At 57.1% G+C, this 19,113-nt stretch carries 17 protein-coding genes; 8 read left to right on the forward strand and 9 right to left on the reverse strand.

The genetic code is table 11. The features are described 5' to 3' along the window. The first annotated feature begins 8 nt into the window (after nt 1-8). From ACOTTU_RS04450 to ACOTTU_RS04475, 6 genes are all read left to right on the forward strand, one after another. Nucleotides 9-1,151: a pyridoxal phosphate-dependent aminotransferase gene (locus tag ACOTTU_RS04450; protein WP_425656217.1), complete on the forward strand. Its 1,143-nt coding sequence runs from the start codon at nt 9-11 to the stop codon at nt 1,149-1,151. 62 nt (nt 1,152-1,213) lie between these two features. Then, nucleotides 1,214-2,431: an N-acetylmuramoyl-L-alanine amidase gene (locus ACOTTU_RS04455; RefSeq protein ID WP_425656218.1), complete on the forward strand. Its 1,218-nt coding sequence runs from the start codon at nt 1,214-1,216 to the stop codon at nt 2,429-2,431. Nucleotides 2,432-2,548: 117 nt separating this feature from the next. After that, nucleotides 2,549-5,104, forward strand: coding sequence for a penicillin-binding protein 1A (locus ACOTTU_RS04460; RefSeq protein ID WP_425656219.1), 2,556 nt, complete (start codon nt 2,549-2,551; stop codon nt 5,102-5,104). A gap of 83 nt (nt 5,105-5,187) precedes the next feature. Further along, nucleotides 5,188-6,312: a peptide chain release factor 2 gene (gene prfB / locus ACOTTU_RS04465; protein ID WP_298917916.1), complete on the forward strand. Its 1,125-nt coding sequence runs from the start codon at nt 5,188-5,190 to the stop codon at nt 6,310-6,312. A 59-nt stretch (nt 6,313-6,371) separates the two neighbouring features. Continuing rightward, nucleotides 6,372-7,781, forward strand: a complete 1,410-nt coding sequence (locus ACOTTU_RS04470; protein ID WP_425656220.1) for an amidase — start codon at nt 6,372-6,374, stop codon at nt 7,779-7,781. 30 nt (nt 7,782-7,811) lie between these two features. Then, a complete protein-coding gene (locus ACOTTU_RS04475) occupies nt 7,812-8,597 on the forward strand; it encodes a DUF2189 domain-containing protein (protein ID WP_425656221.1) in 786 nt (261 codons plus the stop codon). Here the strand turns inward: ACOTTU_RS04475 and ACOTTU_RS04480 are convergent. The 3 genes from ACOTTU_RS04480 to ACOTTU_RS04490 form a co-directional block, all read right to left on the reverse strand. Further along, nucleotides 8,594-8,812 (reverse strand): hypothetical protein, encoded by a 219-nt coding sequence (locus tag ACOTTU_RS04480; RefSeq protein WP_425656222.1) that lies wholly within the window; start codon nt 8,810-8,812, stop codon nt 8,594-8,596. The two genes, ACOTTU_RS04475 and ACOTTU_RS04480, sit on opposite strands and share 4 nt — an antisense overlap. Next, nucleotides 8,809-9,969, reverse strand: a complete 1,161-nt coding sequence (locus tag ACOTTU_RS04485) for an aromatic ring-hydroxylating oxygenase subunit alpha (protein WP_425656223.1) — start codon at nt 9,967-9,969, stop codon at nt 8,809-8,811. The genes ACOTTU_RS04480 and ACOTTU_RS04485 overlap by 4 nt, the downstream gene beginning before the upstream one ends. Nucleotides 9,970-10,079: 110 nt before the next feature. Next, nucleotides 10,080-10,838 carry a helix-turn-helix domain-containing protein gene (locus ACOTTU_RS04490; RefSeq protein ID WP_425656224.1) on the reverse strand — a complete coding sequence of 253 codons (759 nt, stop codon included), beginning with the start codon at nt 10,836-10,838 and terminating at the stop codon, nt 10,080-10,082. A gap of 275 nt (nt 10,839-11,113) precedes the next feature. Between ACOTTU_RS04490 and ACOTTU_RS04495 the strand changes: the two genes are divergently transcribed. Then, entirely contained in the window at nt 11,114-11,458 is a 345-nt protein-coding gene (locus ACOTTU_RS04495; protein WP_298917926.1) for a hypothetical protein, read from the forward strand. A 3-nt stretch (nt 11,459-11,461) separates the two neighbouring features. On the opposite strand, the gene ilvN is transcribed toward ACOTTU_RS04495, so the two are convergent. The 6 genes from ilvN to ACOTTU_RS04525 form a co-directional block, all read right to left on the reverse strand. Continuing rightward, nucleotides 11,462-12,022, reverse strand: a complete 561-nt coding sequence (gene ilvN, locus ACOTTU_RS04500) for an acetolactate synthase small subunit (RefSeq protein WP_425656225.1) — start codon at nt 12,020-12,022, stop codon at nt 11,462-11,464. Between the two features lie 30 nt (nt 12,023-12,052). After that, complete coding sequence (locus ACOTTU_RS04505) at nt 12,053-12,646, reverse strand: hypothetical protein (RefSeq protein ID WP_425656226.1); 594 nt, start codon at nt 12,644-12,646, stop codon at nt 12,053-12,055. A gap of 62 nt (nt 12,647-12,708) precedes the next feature. After that, nucleotides 12,709-14,460 (reverse strand): acetolactate synthase 3 large subunit, encoded by a 1,752-nt coding sequence (locus tag ACOTTU_RS04510; protein ID WP_425656227.1) that lies wholly within the window; start codon nt 14,458-14,460, stop codon nt 12,709-12,711. 328 nt (nt 14,461-14,788) lie between these two features. Beyond that, nucleotides 14,789-15,511 carry a methyl-accepting chemotaxis protein gene (locus ACOTTU_RS04515; protein WP_425656228.1) on the reverse strand — a complete coding sequence of 241 codons (723 nt, stop codon included), beginning with the start codon at nt 15,509-15,511 and terminating at the stop codon, nt 14,789-14,791. Nucleotides 15,512-15,635: 124 nt separating this feature from the next. Further along, nucleotides 15,636-16,283: a response regulator transcription factor gene (locus ACOTTU_RS04520; RefSeq protein WP_298917937.1), complete on the reverse strand. Its 648-nt coding sequence runs from the start codon at nt 16,281-16,283 to the stop codon at nt 15,636-15,638. Then, the gene (locus ACOTTU_RS04525) at nt 16,280-17,707 is read right to left on the reverse strand and encodes a cache domain-containing protein (RefSeq protein ID WP_425656229.1); all 1,428 of its coding nucleotides are present in this window, start codon (nt 17,705-17,707) and stop codon (nt 16,280-16,282) included. Before ACOTTU_RS04525 ends, ACOTTU_RS04520 begins: the two co-directional genes overlap by 4 nt. A gap of 251 nt (nt 17,708-17,958) precedes the next feature. On the opposite strand from ACOTTU_RS04525, the gene ACOTTU_RS04530 reads away from it, so the two are divergent. After that, nucleotides 17,959-19,047: a TRAP transporter substrate-binding protein gene (locus ACOTTU_RS04530; protein WP_298917941.1), complete on the forward strand. Its 1,089-nt coding sequence runs from the start codon at nt 17,959-17,961 to the stop codon at nt 19,045-19,047. Nucleotides 19,048-19,113: the final 66 nt, after the last annotated feature.

The following is a 19,113-nucleotide window of genomic DNA, read 5'->3' on the forward strand; positions in this document are numbered from 1 at the left end:
ATGAATTCATGCGCAGTTCAAGAAGATCGTCTGTTGATCCCTTCATTGTGATGGATGTGATGGAGGCGGCACGACGTCTGGAAGACACCGGGCGCAGGGTTATTCACATGGAAGTTGGTCAACCTGGGACGGGCGCGCCGCAGGGGGCGTCAAGAGCGCTCAGTCAGGCGATGGAGGCCGCCCCACTTGGCTATACCGTGGCATTGGGCTTGCCTGCGCTGCGTGCCAGGATCGCCAGAATGTACGGTGAATGGTACGGCGTTGATCTTAATCCTGAGAGGGTGGTGATCACGCCGGGATCGTCGGGCGGATTTTTGCTGGCCTTTACCGCGCTTTTTGATACCGGCGATCGGGTCGGCATAGGCGCACCCGGTTATCCCAGCTATCGGCAGATTCTCAGCGCCCTCGACCTCGTTCCAGTTGATTTGCCCACCGCGCTTGAAAACCGTTATCAGCCGGTACCCGATGACTTTGCCCATCTGGATCTGGCGGGCCTTATGGTGGCTTCGCCTGCAAACCCGACCGGAACGATGCTGGATGAACCCGCAATGCGGGCATTGATCGACGCGGCACAAGGGCAGGGTGCCTCCTTCATCTCGGATGAGATTTACCACGGCATTGAGTATGAAGCGAAAGCGGTGACTGCGTTACAGATCACCGATGAAACCTACGTCATCAATTCGTTTTCGAAGTATTTTTCGATGACAGGATGGCGTGTCGGCTGGATGGTCGTGCCCGAGAATCACGTCCGCGTGGTTGAGCGCATTGCGCAAAACATGTTCATTTGTGCGCCGCATGCCAGTCAGATTGCGGCACTCGCGGCGATGGATGAAGAGGGCGAGTTGCAAGCCAATCTCGACGTTTACCGCGCCAACCGCGCCTTGATGCTGGAGGGGCTTCCCGACGCCGGGTTTACCCGCATTGCGCCGCCTGACGGTGCGTTCTACGTCTATGCCGATGTGTCGGATCTGACACAGGACAGCCGGGCATTTGCCGCGGACATTTTGCAGGAGGCTGGCGTTGCCGTGACCCCGGGACTGGATTTCGATCCGCTGCGAGGGCACAGCACTTTGCGGTTCTCATACGCCCGCAGCACGGCGGACATCATCGAAGGCCTGGCCCGCCTCAAGGAATTCATGCATCGGCGTTGATCGGGGATTCCCTCCGGGCCGAGGCTGAGGTACGGTGCGCAAAACAACCGGCAGAGCAGTTGATGACCCGGACAAGAACCTTTCTCGCATGTCTTGCGCTGATTTTGACGCCCCCTGTGGCGTCTCAGGATTTAACCGCGATCGCGCGCGTCGACGTGGATGCAAGCGGCATCGAAGAGGGATGGTTCGGCGGTGCAAAGTTCACATTGCAGCTCAGTCAGGGCGTTCCCTACCGTGTTTTTACGCTGAGTGATCCGCCGCGCCTGGTCATTGATTTCAGAGAGGTCGACTGGACGGGCGTCCGGTCAGGCGATTTCCTGCAGGACGACGGCATGATCAGTGATCTGCGTTTCGGCAGTTTCCAGCCCGGGTGGTCGCGACTGGTGGCGGATATGATTGATCCGCTGCTGCCCGAAAGTATTGGCATGATTATTGATCCTGCCACCGGGCGCGCGACGTTGGAGATTGCGCTGGGTCAGACCTCGCCAGAGGAGTTTTCCGCAAAGTCAGGCGCTCCTCAGGATGCGCTTTGGCCTGCTCCCCCACGGCCGGACATTGTGGCACCGGTCGCGGATGAGCGCTTTGTGGTGGCGATTGATCCGGGGCACGGCGGTGTTGATCCGGGTGCCGAACGCGAAGAGGTCGCCGAGAAAGACCTGATGCTGAAAATCGCATTTGAATTGCGCGAAGAATTGCTGCGGTCCGGTCAGGCAGACGTCGTTCTGACCCGGGAAGCAGACACATTTGTCTCGCTGGAGGGGCGCGTGGCCATCGCACATCGGGCGGGCGCGGATGTGTTTTTATCACTCCACGCCGATGCGCTCAGTCAGGGCGGCGCGCAGGGGGCTACGGTCTACACGTTGTCCGATGAGGCGAGTGACACCGCTACAGCACATCTGGCAGCGCGACATAACCGGGCGGATATCATCGCAGGGACCGATCTGACTGGATCAGATGATCAGATTGCCAGTGTTCTGCTTGATCTGGCGCGTCAGGAAACCGAACCCCGCTCAGCCGCTTTGGCGCACCAACTGGCACAGGGCATGGCGGATGCCGGGGGGCCGATGAACCGCAGACCCCTGCGTAAGGCAGGGTTTTCGGTTCTGAAATCTGCGGATATTCCTTCTGTTCTGGTGGAGGTCGGATTTCTGTCCAGCGAGCGGGATTTGACCAATTTGCTTGATCCGGTTTGGCGCGCGGGGATTGTCGACGGCATGGTTCAGGCGATTTTGACGTGGCGTGACGCAGATGCGGCAAAACGACCGCTGGTTCGACAATAGCATCAAAGCGCCTGAAACAGGCAGTTTCCAGCCGTTTGTGTCAGCTATCGTGTTTTGACCATTGGACCGGCAATCCCTATATGTACGGGGCATCACAAGCACAAAGCGAGTATCCTCTTGTTGCGATTCATCCTGTCCTTTTTTGGCGGCATCTTTACGACGATCACCATGGCCATCGGGATGGTCGCGCTCACCGTGGGCGCGATCTTCTGGATGTATGGCCGGGATTTGCCCAGCCACGAATCGCTGGCGCAATATTCGCCTCCCACGATCAGCAGAATCTATTCCGGTCAGGGGCAGATCATTGATGAATTTGCCAAGGAGCGTCGTCTTTTCGCACCGGCGGACACGATCCCCGATCTGGTCAAACAGGCGTTCATCTCCGCTGAGGACAAGAACTTCTACACCCACGATGGCTATGATCTGCGCGGCATTGGCGCCGCAGCCGTGGATGCGGTGCGGTCGCGTGGCAAAGACGTGCGAGGGGCCTCCACGATCACTCAGCAGGTCATGAAAAACTTCCTGCTGTCGGGGGACAGGCAGGCGGAACGCAAGATCAAGGAGATCATTCTGGCCGCCCGACTGGAGGAAACGCTGAGCAAAGAGCAAATTCTTGAACTTTACCTCAACGAGATTTTCCTCGGACAGAACTCCTACGGCGTGGCCGCAGCGTCGCAAACCTATTTTAATAAGCCCTTGAGCGATCTTGAGCCGCATGAAGCGGCATTTCTGGCCTCTCTGCCCAAGGCACCCAGTGATTACCACCCAGTACGCCAGAAGGATCGGCTGGAGGCGCGGCGGAATTTCGTGCTCAAGGAAATGATGGAGAACGGCTATATCGACACCGCGACCTATGAGGTCGAAGTGGCAAGCCCGGTCAGATCTGTCCAGAACGGCGATTTCGATAGTTTCAAGGCGGAACTGCCGCCACGTGATTACTTTACCGATGAAATCCGTCGCCAGTTGACCGAAGATTTTGGCGAAGGCGAGTTTTTCACTGGCGGTCTGACGGTGCGCGCCACGATTGACCAGGAACTGCAGCCGGTCGCGGCCATGTCCTTGCGGCGGGCGCTGGAAGATTACGACCGGTCGCAGGGCATTTGGCGGGAAGCCCGGATCAAGATTGATCCTGAGCGCTTGCAGGATGAGGAAAGCTGGCGCACAGCGCTCTCTGAGACCAAGATCGCCCGAGATATCGAGCTTGACGGCCCCTGGTATCCGGCAGTGGTTTTATCCGTAGGTGACAATGATGCCCGCATCGGCATTGAAGGCGTGACCGAGGACGAAGACGGCCATTTCATCACGGCCAAAGATGTGGGTTGGGCGCGCAAGAAGCCCATTGAGGGCAAGCTGCGATCCAAAGCGAAGGTTGCAGGGGACTTGCTGGAGGTCGGTGATGTGGTGCATGTGCGCGCCATCACCAAGGACGAGGACGGCACCTTCGTGCGCTGGTCGCTGCGTCAGGTACCGCGCGTTCAGGGCGGCTTTGTCGCTATGGACGTCAATACCGGCCGTGTTCTGGCGATGCAGGGTGGGTTTTCCTACCAGTCCAGCGTGTTCAATCGCGCAACGCAAGCCAAACGCCAGCCGGGTTCCAGCTTCAAACCCTTTGTCTATGCCTCGGCGCTGGACAGCGGTTATTCACCGGCCACGATCGTGGTGGACGCGCCGATCGAGATCAACACGCCGCAAGGGCTCTGGCGGCCACGCAATGCGTCCAATGAATTTTACGGCCCCACGCCCCTGCGCACCGGGATCGAACGCTCGCGGAACCTGATGACCATTCGCCTCGCACAAGAGGTCGGCATGGATGTGGTTGCCGATTATGCGGAGCGTTTTGGTGTTTATGACAACATGGGCACGTTTCTCGCCAATGCATTGGGCTCGGAAGAAACCACGCTTTACCGGATGGTGGCGGCCTATGCGATGTTTGCCAATGGCGGCGAGCGTGTGCAGCCCACACTTGTTGACCGGGTTCAGGACCGCTACGGCAAGACGATCTACCGTCACGACGATCGGCTATGCTATGACTGCGAATTGGCAAGCCTTGATGCGGGCATTCCACCCAATATCATCTCCAACCGCGAACAGGTGATGGACCCGGTGACGGCCTATCAGTTGACCTCGATGATGCGCGGTGTGGTCGAGCGCGGCACCGCAAGCCGGACAGTCAACCTGCCGGTGCCGACAGCGGGCAAGACAGGCACCACCAATGAGGCCAAGGATGTCTGGTTCGTGGGCTTCACCAGCAATATCGTTGCAGGCTGCTACATTGGCTATGACCAGCCGCGCGGTCTCGGGCGCGGCGCATCAGGCGGCGGTATGTGCGGCCCGGTGTTCCAGCGCTTCATGGAGGAGGCCACACAGAAATATGGTGGTGGCCCGTTCGAAGTGCCGCCCGGGGGGCATTTCATCAAGATCGACCGCTATACTGGTGCGCGTCTGCCCGATGACGCCAGCGGTGAGACCGTTGTGTCAGAATATTTCCGGGATGGCGAACAGCCGATCTTCGGACTGCTCTATGATGGCGGATTTGCCATGGGGGCAGATCTGCCGCTGTTCAAAGAGGTGGGCAGTGGCCAGACAACCCAAGTGACCACGTCTACCGGTGAAAAGACAACCGTGGGTCCAAAGGCGAATTTCGGCACCTTGAGCTCGGGGGGGCTTTATTAGCGCAGCGGACCCATTGCCTCCCTTGCCGCTGGCTGGGCGCTGGTCTATCACGGCCCTCAGACGTAACGCCCGAGGCACATTCCATGCGTGCAGACGCTCAAAACACCGCTGATCAGATCGAAAAATCCCTGGAACTTCTGGGGCAGCGGCTGGACGTCGAAACCGCGCCGTTTCGACTTGAGGAATTCAATGCGCGGGTGGAGGATCCGAACCTCTGGGACAACCCGGACGCCGCGCAAAAGCTGATGCGCGACCGTCAGAACCTCGTTGATGCGATGGCGACCTACGACAGTATCAAGCAGGATCTCACCGACAATATCGAGCTTATCGAGCTGGGTGAGATGGAAGAAGACGCGGAGGTCATCGCCGACGCTGAGGCGGCATTGAAAGCTCTGGCCGAAAAAGCGGCGCAAAAAGAGCTTGAAGCGCTGCTTGATGGCGAAGCGGACGGCAATGACACCTTTCTGGAGGTCAATGCAGGGGCCGGGGGCACGGAAAGCTGCGACTGGGCCTCAATGCTGGCGCGCATGTACGTCCGTTGGGCGGAAAAGAAGGGCTACAAGGTTGAGTTGCAATCCGAGAGCGCCGGAGAAGAGGCCGGGATCAAATCGGCAACCTACAAGATCAGCGGGCAAAACGCCTACGGCTGGTTGAAATCAGAATCCGGTGTGCACCGTCTGGTGCGGATCTCCCCCTTTGATTCCGCCGCCAAACGCCACACGTCTTTCACGTCCGTTTGGGTCTACCCGGTGGTGGATGACAATATCGACATAGACGTGAATCCATCAGATATTCGAATTGATACCTATCGGTCCTCCGGGGCGGGCGGGCAGCACGTCAACACCACGGATTCTGCTGTGCGCATCACGCACCATCCGACCGGTATTGTCGTGACCAGCTCGGAAAAATCGCAGCACCAGAACCGTGACATCGCCATGAAAGCGCTGAAGTCACGCCTTTACCAGCTGGAACTCGACCGCCGCAACGCGGCGATCAACGAAGCGCATGAAAACAAGGGCGATGCGGGATGGGGCAATCAGATTCGCTCGTATGTTCTGCAGCCCTATCAGATGGTCAAAGATTTGCGAACGAACTATGAAACCTCCGATACCAAGGGCGTCCTGGATGGCGATCTTGATGGTTTGATGGCCGCGACTCTCGCGCTTGACGTCTCTGGCAAAAGCCGCGCCGAAGCGCAGGGCGGGTAGGCGCTGATCCGGAGTTGACTTCCGTTTTATGGCGTTCATTCTCCGCATAAGGGGGTGCCATGAAACTGTCGAATTCCACTGCCTTGGGCATATCCGCATCCTTGTCTGAACGACAACTCAGCGCCGTTGAGCTAATGCAGGCGACGTTGCAACGCATTGATGCGGTCAATGGTGCCGTGAATGCGATTGTCTCCTTGAGGGAGCGGGACACGCTGTTCGCAGAGGCCGCCCAAGCCGACAATCAACCGCGCAAGGGCTGGCTGCACGGCATCCCGATTGCCATCAAGGATCTGGCAAATGCCGCCGGGTTGCCCACCTCGCATGGTTCACCCATTTTTGCCGGCCAAATCGCTGGCGAAGATGATCTGCTAGTTGCGCGCCTCCGGGCCGCCGGGGCCATTATCATCGGCAAGACCAATACACCGGAATTTGGTTTGGGCAGCCATACATTCAACCCCGTTCATGGGCCAACACGAAACCCATATGATACGACCCGGTCAGCGGGCGGGTCTTCTGGTGGTGCAGCGGTCGCTCTGGCCACGGGCATGCTGAGCATCGCCGACGGGTCTGACATGATGGGCTCCCTGCGCAACCCTGCCGGCTGGAACAACGTGTACGGCATGCGCCCGACCTGGGGCGTTGTGCCTGGTCATCCCGCAGGAGAAGGGTTCTTTGAACAATTTGCAACCGAAGGGCCGATGGCGCGCACCCCGCGTGACCTGGCCGCCCTGCTGGATACGATGGCGGGGCCTGAGCCGTCGGTCCCTCTGGCACTACCTGTCGATCCTGCGTTGCCGGATATCGAGACGCTGCCCTTCGTTCCGCGAATCGGTTGGCTGCGAGATTGGGACGGTGCGCTGCCAATGGCGTCCGGGGTTCTGGAACTGTGTGAGAAAGGGCTGGCTGAAATGCAGGCGCTCGGATGGGCGGTTGAGATTGCTTCAGCGCCGTTTTCCGCTGATGCGATGTGGCGCAGTTGGGTCGATCTGCGATCCTATTCCATCGCCATGAGGCGCCGTTCAGAATACGAAGACCCTGACAAATGCCCGTTGCTCAAACCGGCGATGATCTGGGAAATCGAACGTGGCAGGAAGCTGTCGGGGCATGGTCTCTATGACGCGTTGGAGATCAGAAGCGATTGGTACCGCGCTACGGCAGCTCTTTTCAGGAATATCGATATTCTGGCTTTGCCCTCCGCCCAGCTCTGGCCCTTTGACGGGAAGCTCGAACATCCCAAAGAGATTTCCGCTGTGGCGATGGATACATATCACCGGTGGATGCAAGTGGTCGTGCCTGCAAGCCTGATTGGTCTGCCCGTGGTGAATGTGCCCCTGGGTTTCAGCGACGCCGGGCTGCCGATGGGTCTGCAATTGATCGGGAAACCCGGCAGCGATGCTTACTTGTTGCAAGTTGCACAAAAGTGGCATGAAGCGACGCAATGGCCGCAAGAAGCACCGGCTTTGGTGTAGTTTGATCGTGTAAACGGAAGGGGGAGCACCATGACGACGTCTGCAACTGGGGAAATTGTAATGGGCGCACCAGAGCTGCGCGCTGCGGAATTCGCTGATTTGCGTCAGGCCCTTGTGCGCGGGGCCGCTGATTTCAAGGCAAGGCCGTTCTACGGGCTGACTTTTGCGCTGTTCTACGTGCTGGCGGGGTGGTTCATGGCCGGTGTTACTTTTGTCACCGGGCATAGTTTCTGGCTGATCCTTGCCGCCATTGGCTTCCCCCTTCTCGGACCTTTTGCTGCGGTTGGTCTCTACGAGGTTTCCCGCAGGCTTGACGCCAATCTGGATATATCGGCTGGTGACGTGTTCGGGGTGATCTGGCACCAGAGGCTGCGGCAACTGCCATCGCTTTGCACGATGATGGTGGTCATCTTCCTTTTCTGGTTTTTCCTTGGCCACATGATATTTGCCTTATTCCTTGGTCTGTCGACAATGACTAATATATCAAGCTCCTACGAGGTGTTCCTCACCCTGAATGGCGTAACGATGCTGGCCTTTGGCACGCTTGTGGGCGGCGCATTTGCCATGTTGATCTACGGCATGTCCGTCATTGGGCTGCCGATGCTGCTGGACCGAGAGGTTGATTTCATCACGGCGATGATCACCAGCATTGGCGCAGTTCGTAAATCACCCGTCGTCTTGTTGACCTGGGCCCTGATCATCGCGGCACTGAGTTTTGCTGCATTATTGCCCGGTTTTTTGGGTTTATTGATTGTTCTGCCGTGGTTGGGTCATGCGTCCTGGCATCTTTACAAGCTTCTGCTGAGTGATACCTAATCCGGCGTTTCCCGATTTAATTCAACAAGCTGCTCGCGCAACTTCAGTGCCGAAGATGCCCCCGCTTCTAACGCAAAGACATAAGCTTGCGTCAGGTAAAAACCCTTGGCGTCGATGTCTGCGGCAAGGGCGGCAGCTTCGGAGTAAAGAGCGATCAATGCCTGCCGGTCATCTGCGGCATGTGCCGCGAGCAGGCGGTCGTTGAGTGCGTTCATTCAGCCGCTTGCGCGCTCGCGCGTCGGGCGTTCAGCCGTTCAGCGACCCAATCATGGAACAGGTGGGTCGGCCCGTCCATCGCCGGAGAAAAGCGCCCGCCATCAAATGAGACCGCGTGGCGACCACGTTGCATGCCTTCGACCACAAAGATGTCCTCGACGAAAACCTCTTTCCACTGGGTCGCATTCAGTTTGCGCAGGGTGTCATCAGTATCCGCCACCGGATAGAACAGATGTACGTGTTCGCGGGTCTTTTCGGGTCCGAGCGGCTCCAGAATGATGGCGAACGCATGATCGCGGTGCACGCCCAAGAGCACGTTGGGGAAGGCGGTGATATACTCTGCGGCAGTATCCCACTTGTCGCAAAGCCCGTCGAAATCCGGGAAGACCTGACCTTTGGGGCCGGTGACCTGGCGATAGACAAGCGTGCCTTGGCCAGAATATAGTCCTTTTTCTTCAATGTGGTAGTGATCTTCAAGACGGGAGTAGCTGTTAAGGCCGGGATGCACCCAGGGCAGATGGTAGCTCTCGCAATAGTTTTCGACCGCGAGTTTCCAGTTGCACGCCACGTCCAGCGTGAACGTACTGTCACCGCCGCCATGAAACAGCGGTTTGTCAAATTCCGCCCAGCGTTCCAGCAGCTTGGCATTGGCATCTTCGAACTTGGGCGCATCGCCTGACACATTGATCCAGACAACGCCCATCCAGATGTGACTACGGACCTCGACTAGCCCCAGCAATGCGCGGTCAATACCATCATGTTTGTTCTGGCCTGGCCCCCCCACATGCGGCGTGCTGACAAGCTTGCCATCCGTCGCGTAACACCAGCTGTGGTAGGGACAGCGTATGGCGCCTTCGATCTTGCGTGGCTGATCGACAAGGATCATCCCACGATGTCGGCAAATATTCTGAAAGACGCGCACAGTGTTTTGACGGTCCCGGATCAACAACAGGGGCATGCCGAGAAAACTCAGGGGGATGGCGTCACCGATCTCCGCAACATCCGCAGTCACCGCAAGCCCGGCCCAGCCATCAAAGAGCAATGCGTGTTTTTCTTCTTCAAAGACAGCAGGATCGGTGTAATGCGCATTCGGCAGGCCGTGTGCCTCTGTGATCGGGCGACGGACATTTGACAGATCTGTAGGTGCGCTGGCCATGGCAACTCTCCTGCGGTGCTATGCACAAATCATAAGAGGAGCGGACAAAGCTGCATTTCTCAAAGCGACCCGAGTTTGCTTGGGGCGACACGGCATCAATTGTTGTGCGTTCAGCGAAAAGGATCGTTTGGTTGCAACAATCTTTGATGGAATGGCATCAGATCGGCGAATTCACAGAACCCCGCCTGACGTGCAAAGGGTAGAACCTTTGAAATTGCTGGCCCGAGAAATTCGTAAACCATTCTGGTCATGCGCGTACTGGATGAGGTTTCCCTGACCGTCCGGGCAACGTACCCGACCCAGAAATTGTTCTGAAACGATGTCACGCGGCTGAGATAGTTAAAGGACGCGGTCATGCCGTTGCGTCGGGCGACAGTTGCTGCCACGCCATCTTCGATCCGCATGACGAAACCGCGGTATTCGCGCGCGGGACCGCCGGTTGGAATTCCTTGCATGGCCATGGCGGTTTTCGGCTCGAAGCCCCGCAAATAGGTATTTTCGCCTTCGCGTTTGATCATCACGACACCACGGACAAACTGGTCATCCCGCACGAAGCTGCGACGTGCGAACTGGTAGAAACCGCTGGGTAGATTTTCTTCCGGGACTGTTTGTATTGCGGTGCCCATGAAATCACGAAGATAGGCACTCGATATGGGTCCTGATTCGCGACTGACCTGTCCGACGGGTTCCAGCAGTATCCGGGCGTCGACGCCGAAAAAGTCACATATACGGGCAAGTACGTCGGGGCGCGGGAAGCTTTCGCCGCTCAAATAACGATTGAACTGAGTGCGATTGATCCGCAGGTCCCGTGACAGCGCGGAAATTGAGGGGTGATCGGCGGCTAGCGTACGCAGGTTCGATCCAAACATATTGCGCAGCTGCGCAGGTGTTCTTGCGGAGAAAGGCATGTTGATCCTCGTGCCTAGTCGCTGCCATACAGCATTACGTGCTATGCTGCTTTTGCGCCAATGGTTTAACCTTCAATCACCTATTTGATGCTAAATAGCGTCAACTGTAGATCGTATTTGTGTCAACATTAGAGGAGGGCGACACAAATTCCAAGCGTACGGTGCTGATTTTATCATGTGCCGTTCTGTTAACTTCTTGGTACCTTCAGGTTGCAGGCTAAAGATTGGATTGAACTATGATTGGCGTTGTTCTTTGGAGCGACGCATCGGATCGCAAAGCGGTCATTTGGTGCGAAGATCAAGGTGATTTGGCGTTTTTGAACTCGGCGGGGGAGACACTGCACTCGGGGGCGTTTTTTGACGCTGGAGATGTGGTTCAGTTTGACATGGAAGTGCGCGCTTCGATGCGCCGGGCCCATAACCCGAGGCTGGTTCTGGAGCGTGCAGGCGCGGAATTGCCAGACGCGCTGCTTCGGGGGGCGAGCGAGGAAAGCGCGCATCCGCAGACGGCACAGATCATCCAGTTTTGCCCTCGGGAAAGAAGCGGCGGCCCCGAATTCCCGAGAGTTCACGAAGCGTAACGGTTATTCGCCGCGTGACAACGCCGCGACACCCGTACGCGCGACGTCTGTCAGACCGAGCGGTCGCATCAGTTCGGCAAAGGCGTCGATCTTGTCAGGCGCACCGGTAATCTCAAAAATGAAACTTTCCAGCGTACTGTCGACCACACTGGCGCGAAAGATATCTGCAAGCCTCAAGGCTTCGACCCGCTTTTCGCCTGTGCCAGAGACCTTGAACATGGCCAATTCCCGCTCGACGCTTGCGCCTTCAACAGTCAGATCGTGCACATCGTGAACGGAGACGATCCGGCCAAGCTGGGCCTTTATCTGCTCAATGACCTGAGGTGTGCCGGATGTCACGATGGTGATGCGGCTCAGATGCCCGGTGTGATCCACTTCCGCGACAGTCAGGCTGTCGATGTTGTAGCCCCGCCCGGAAAAGAGCCCGATGACGCGGGCCAGAACCCCCGGTTCGTTCTCGACCAGAACCGCAAGCGTGTGCCGCTCGATCACATCCGAAAAAGTGGGCCGCAGATTATATGCGGAATGGCTGGTGGCGCCTTTTTTGATTTTTAGGGGGGACATCTCACCGCTCCTGAAGTGAAGGTTGGTTTTCTACTGATAAACACCGAAAAGTTCGCATTCGAAATAGCCTTTTCTTTCAAGGAAATACGCAACAGATATGTTTTCTGCTTGATATTCCCTTACGTTGTTTTCGCACTGGACAATCGCATCCCTTACGGCATCTTGAATATTGTCGTAATTGAAAGAAGTCCCAACCCGGCCTGAGACGTTGGTGGAAATAGCTATAAAGTTGCCTGACTGAGTTTTCTCGACTGCATCTTTCACGATGCCCGTGACGGCTTGAGGCAGAGAGTGGCGATTGGCAACCTCTTCAGGGACCAGCGTTGCGTATAGAACACATCTCTTGCCATGCATTCCGTCGCAAAACGCACTGGTTGTTTTTTTTGCATCGTCTTCGGAGATCATTCCAAAATTGGAGGTCCAGCCGCTGCCTCCCGGCGTCACATAAAATGCGGCAAAACCATCATCCAGTCTAGAACGAAACTCTTCAAATCCCTTTCTTTGAGGCGCGGCCAGTTTTTTGTTGGAGTGAACGACGAGCTTTGATCGACCGACAATGTTAAGTTGCGACTTATCAAAAATCTCGTTTGGCACCTCTGTAGAAAATGTAGCGATGTCATTCACAGAGCTTTCATTACACCCAACGGCGGCGGACATTAGAAGCAAGAGCCCTATTCTAGCACGCATCACACCAACACACTCCCCTTGCTGTCGATCACACCCTGAGTGCTGGCTTCGCCCAGCAGCATCTCGTTGTGAGCCTTGCCAGACGGGATCATCGGGAAGCAGTTTTCGTGTTTTTCCACCAGACAGTCGAAGATAACAGGGCCTTCGTGGGTGATCATCTCCATGATCGCATCGTCAAGGTCATCGGGGTCAGAACAGATGATGCCCTTCGCCCCGAAGGCCTCGGCCAGTTTAACGAAATCGGGCAGGGCTTCGGACCAGCTTTGCGAATAACGCTCGCCATGCAGCAGTTCTTGCCACTGGCGCACCATGCCGAGGCGTTCGTTGTTCAGAATGAACTGTTTCACGGGCAGACGGTATTGAACGGCGGTGCCCATTTCCTGCATGTTCATCAGCCAGCTTGCCTCACCCGCCACATTGATGACCAGCGCGTCGGGATGCGCCATCTGCACGCCAATGGAGGCCGGAAAACCATAACCCATTGTGCCCAAGCCCCCGGAGGTCATCCAGCGATTGGGGTCTTCAAACCCCAGATATTGTGCGGCCCACATCTGGTGCTGACCCACTTCGGTGCAGATGTAGCGGTCGTATTTCTTGGTCAGTTCTTCAAGGCGCACCAATGCGTGCTGCGGCTTGATGATCTTGCCCTTCTGGGTGAACTTCAGGCAATCGACCTTTTTCCATTCCTCGATCTGCGCCCACCATTTGGCCAACGCTTCGGAATTGGTTTTACGCCCGCGTGATTTCCAGACTTTGAGAATGTCTTCGAGCACGTGACCAACATCACCCACAATCGGGATATCCGTCTTGATAACCTTGTTGATCGAGGAGGGGTCAATGTCGATATGCGCCTTGGTCGATTTCGGGCTGAAGGCGTCGATGCGCCCGGTGATCCGGTCATCAAAACGCGCGCCGATGTTGATCAGCAGGTCGCAATCGTGCATCGCCATATTGGCCTGATAAAGCCCGTGCATGCCCAGCATGCCCAACCAGTTTTCACCCGACGCAGGATAACAGCCCAGCCCCATCAGCGTGGAGGTGATCGGAAACCCGGTGGATTTCACCAGTTCGCGCAGCAACTGGCTGGCCGCCGGGCCGGAATTGATGACACCGCCGCCCGTATAGAAAACCGGTTTCTTGGCCTTTTCGATCGCGGCAACAAGTTCGGTGATCTCTTCCATGTCGCCTTTGACCTTGGGTTGGTAATGCGACACGGAAGGTTTCGGCGGCGTATAGGTGCCGGTGGCAAACTGAACGTCCTTGGGAATGTCGACCAGCACCGGACCGGGGCGGCCATGCGTGGCGACATGGAACGCCTCGTGCAGAACGCCGGAAAGCGCGTCGGTTTCTTTCACCAACCAATTGTGTTTCGTGCAAGGTCGGGTAATGCCGACCGTATCTGCCTCCTGAAAGGCATCCGAGCCGATCATGAAGGTCGGCACCTGACCGGTCAGAACGATAATCGGGATCGAATCCATCAACGCGTCCGTCAGGCCGGTAACCGCATTTGTCGCGCCTGGGCCGGACGTAACGAGAACGACGCCGGGTTTGCCGGTTGCACGGGCGTAACCTTCGGCGGCATGCACAGCACCCTGTTCGTGACGCACCAGAATATGCCGGATGGCGTTCTGTTGAAACACCTCGTCGTAAATCGGTAGAACGGCGCCACCGGGGTAGCCAAAGACGGTGTCCACACCCTGATCAATCAAGGCTTGGACAATCATTTTTGCACCGGACATTTGCCGTGTCATATCGTTTTACTCCGTATCGGCCGTGTGTTGGCCTGTTCCAACGTTAGCGCATAAAAAAGCCCCCGTTCTTGGCGGGGGCGCATGGGTCAGACTATGGTCTACCGTTACCGGCCCATGCGCGTATTTCCTACGATGACGACTAGAGATGTCATTGCCGTGAGGCTCCTTGATGCTGGCGGGACATTATGACTGTGACTCTGGGGCGTCAAGCACCAAAGACGCAAAATTTATGTCGCTGAATGAAGTTTTTTGGTTCTTTCATTGCGCGACGTGAGTGATTTGCGACATTTTGCGAAACCGCGTGACGATTTCTATGCCGATTCCGGGTTTAATGGGCGTCGAGTTTCTCAATATCTTCGCGGGCAGACAGCGTGAGTTGCTGAACTTCTTCGGCAAGGACCTTGAATTCCTGCGCAATGATGGCCAATCCCTTGCCGGCCTCTCCGGCTCTGGAGGCCTCTACAGAGGCATTGATGGACATGGCGCGAACGTATCTGCCAATGCGCTCCAGTCTGTTGAGACTTTGGTCCAGCCGTGCGGCCGACTGCATTGCGCGCTCTAACTGTTCAGCGCGGCCGCTTTCAATGCCGGTCCAGAAACCCTCGACCAGCGCGCTCACGGCTTCGAAAAATTCCTTTTGGCCAAAGGCAATATAATCAAGAAGTTGTTTTTCCGGGATGCCGGTTTCCGTCGCGCTATCCTCAACCAGTTTTTCGGTGAGGTCAGCCATGCGGGCGATCACCTTCATTTCTGTTTTGTGATTCACGGAGATGGCAGCAAGCCAGACGCTCAACACATCCGGTAGGGTTTCAAATACGGCGACACCTTCGACAACGCGCAGCGTATGACGGATGGTGCGCGCATGGGCCGCGAGTTCTTTGCCAAGAGCGTCACGTTCCTCCGCCGTCTTTTCGCCCGACAGCAGACTGACCGTCAAAGCCACACGCACAACCCGCGCCCGCAGTGTCGCCACGCGGTCAATCGCGTCACGATAGGGCAGGGTGTCGAGCAGTGCTGCGTCTGGCACCGCGATTTGGCTTTGAACATTCATGCAAATGTCTTAGGGCGCGGTATTTAAGAAACCTTCAACAGCGCAGGCCCGGATGCTGAAACTGCGCCCCACAGCACAATTCTTTTGATGCCTGGAAACACGCGCCGCCACAGCTGTTCACGTTTCAGAAACTGACGCCGGTACCTTGTAAAACCCCATGCTCTAAGGCGTATCGCGTCAGGCCTGCCGTGCTTGAGATTCCGAGTTTGCGTTTGATGTTCTTGCGGTGGGTTTCGACCGTCCTGACGGATATATCCAGGGCCATTGCCACCTCCTTGTTGGATTTTCCCTGGGCCAGTTGCAGCAGGATGGTTTGTTCGCGCCCGGTCAGCGCCTCGCGTGCGTCCCCGTCCTTGGGCTCCAGCGATCCCTTTGCCCCGGTGCAAAGATACCGTTGACCGGCCATCACGGCGTCAATCGCGTGTTTGATTTCATCTGTCGGGACGTCCTTGAGCACGTAGCCCATCGCGCCATGGCTGAGGGCGGACGAAATGTATTCAGGGCTATCGTGCATCGACAGCACCAGAATGCGGGTGCTTGGGCGTTTTTCCAGCAGGATCTCGGTGGCCGTAAGCCCGCCCATCTCCGGCATGTTGAGATCCATCAGGATGACATCGGGGTTGAACGCCTCGACCCGGTCGATGGCCTCGCGGGCAGTGTTACAGGTCCCGACGACAGAGATATCGTCATAGCTTTCAAGGATGGATTGAATACCCTCCGCAACCATCGGGTGGTCATCCACGATCAGTACTCTGATGGGTTTTGGGGTCATGCTGGCACCTTCTGCGTAGAGGCTTTTTCGGATTCAGGGGACAGGAGATGGGACAAGGGGACGCTGACTTCAATGATCGTGCCAGTCCCTGCTCTGGGAGAATCGACGCGAAACTCACCTTCGAGCTGCTCAACGCGTTCCTGCATGTTGCGCAGGCCCAACCCCATCATCGGCCCGGAATGGCTATCCGGCAAACCCCGGCCATTGTCCTCTATGCGCAAGGTGGCCCCTTTTTTATGCCCACGCAGATCAATTTTAACATGGCTGGCATTGGCGTGCCTCTCGATATTGGTCAGCGCTTCCTGCGCAATTCTGTAAAGTGCGATCTTGGCCTCGCCATCCAGGCGGTTGCGAAACACGACGGTCTGGAAATCGGTGGTCATGCCGGTACGCAGGCGAAAATCTTCGGTCAACGCTTTCAGGGCAGGGCCAAGACCAAGGTCGTCCAGAACCCCGGGGCGCAGGTCGCGGCTGATCCTGCGGACTTCCGAGATTGCCTCGCCCAGCGTTTCGATGCCTTTGCCAAGCGGATCGGCGGCAGTGGGGTCTTGCCGATCAAGTTTGCGGCGGGCCGTATCAAGTGCGTAACGCACACCGACCAGCAATTGACTGATCCCGTCGTGAAGTTCGCGGGCCACGCGGCCGCGTTCCTCTTCCTGGGCGTCGAGGACCCGCTGCGTTAGCTTCTTGAGTTTGGCATCCGCAAGACGTCTTTCGCGAATATTCAGCGCCATTCCGGTTGTGAAAACGATCAGGAGGGCGGCAAAAGTGATGAGACCGATATAGAGGAACGTTTGCTGTACGCGGGCTTCGACATCGGCACGGGCGGATGCGACCGTGGCCAACACGTCATCAATAAAGACCCCGGTCCCGACCGCCCATCGCCAACTGGGAAAGCTGGTCACATAGGTGATCATCCGCGCCTCTTCCCCGGTCGAGGGCTTGGGCCAGAGATAGCTGTGATATCCGGCCCCTGATCGGGCAATGCGGATAATCTCGTCGACAATTGGCGTGCCTTCGCTATCCCTGAGGCCCGTCCAATTCTGGTTGATCCGATCTGTCTGACGCGGGCTGACAAGGTTGGTGCCGTCATAATCATAGACAAAGAAGAACCCTTCGGAGCCGTAGATCATCGCCGATAGAATCTGGGCAACCTGATCGCGCGCTTCCTGATCATCCGGTGCCGCGTTGCCATAGATAAAGTAGAACCCGTTGCGCGCCTGGGTCACGTAGTTGCGCAACTCGGCCTTCTTGGCTTCGATCAATTGCGTCTCAAGTGCCTTGATCTCCCGCTCTGCAAGAGCACGCGACTGGATTGCCACCAAAACCGCAATGGCAGCGACAGCCGCAATCAGCGGCACGGTCGCCACCAGCGACAGTTTCTGGGCATAGCTGGGCCGGAACAAAGCGCCAAGTCGTCTCATGGCACACTGGTTACGTCGAAATTGAGTCGAATCAAAGCGATCGGATTGCCGATTTCACATCAAAATCACCGGTCAAGCTGGGGAGACGGCGCAAAACTGGCCAAAAAAAATGACCAAAGTGGTCATTTCACCGCCGATCTACGCAGTAGTAGGTATTTTAATTGGCGACCGCCTCGCTAGTGTGGCGACACTCGAAACGACCTGCGCGCGAGATCGGCTGCGTGGGCGTCATAATTGGGAGGAGTATCTAAATGGATCGTCGTTCATTTCTGAAGACATCTGCACTTGGCGGCACCGCTGCCGCAGCCGGCACTCTGGCCGCACCCGCTTACGCTCAAGGTAACCGCTCGCTGACCATGGTTACATCCTGGCCCCGTGGTTTCGCGGTGCTGGACGACGCCGCGACCTATTTCGAAAACATGGTTGGTGCCATGTCAGACGGAACGCTGACCATCGACAAGAAAGCCCCCGGAGAACTGGTAGGCGCATTCGAGGTCTTCGATGCGGTGTCTTCCGGTCAGGCGGATATGTACCACTCGGCGGATTACTATTTCATCGGCCAACACCCGGGGTATGCCTATTTCACCGCCGTGCCCTTCGGCGGCACAGCGCAGGAACTGACAAACTGGTATCACCATGGTGGCGGGCATGATCTGCACAGCGAACTGGGCGAAATCTTCAACTTGAAATCCTTCCTGGCAGGCAACTCCGGATCACAATCCGGCGGCTGGTTCCGCAACGAGATCAACTCGGCGGGCGATTTCAACGGTCTGAAGTTCCGCATGCCCGGTCTGGGCGGCAAGGTGCTGGGCAAGCTGGGCGCCTCCGTGCAGAACATCCCCGGTGGCGAACTTTATCAGGCGCTGTCTTCCGGTGCTCTGGACGGTCTGGAATGGGTTGGTCCCTTCGCGGACGAACGCGCCGGCTTCCAGGAAGTTGCGAAGGTTTACTACACTGCCGGTTTCCACGAGCCGGGTTCCGGTCTTGCCTGTGGCGTCAACCTCGATGTCTACAACGACCTCAGCCCCGCGCATCAGGCGATCATCGCCAATGCGGCGATGGCAACGACGCACATCCAGCTGGCCGAAACACTGGCCAACAATGGTGCGGCCCTTGCGCGTCTTCAGGCGCAGGGCGTGAAAACGCTGCAATTCCCGGATGATGTCTGGGATGCCTTTGGTGCTGCGTCCAAGGAAGTCATGGACGAGAACATGAACGACGAGCTTTTTGCGAAAATCCGCACAAGCTTCGAGGAATCAGTGGCCACAAGCTCTGACTGGCTATTGAAATCCGATGGCTTCTATGTCGAACAGCGTAACCGCGTTCTGGCAAACGGCTGATACCGGCCAATCACCGGCGAGGGGCCATTGGTTGTGGCCCCTCGTTGACCTAAGATCCGATCAAAC

The organism is Roseobacter sp. EG26 (genome assembly GCF_049830555.1).
GTDB lineage: Bacteria > Pseudomonadota > Alphaproteobacteria > Rhodobacterales > Rhodobacteraceae > Roseobacter.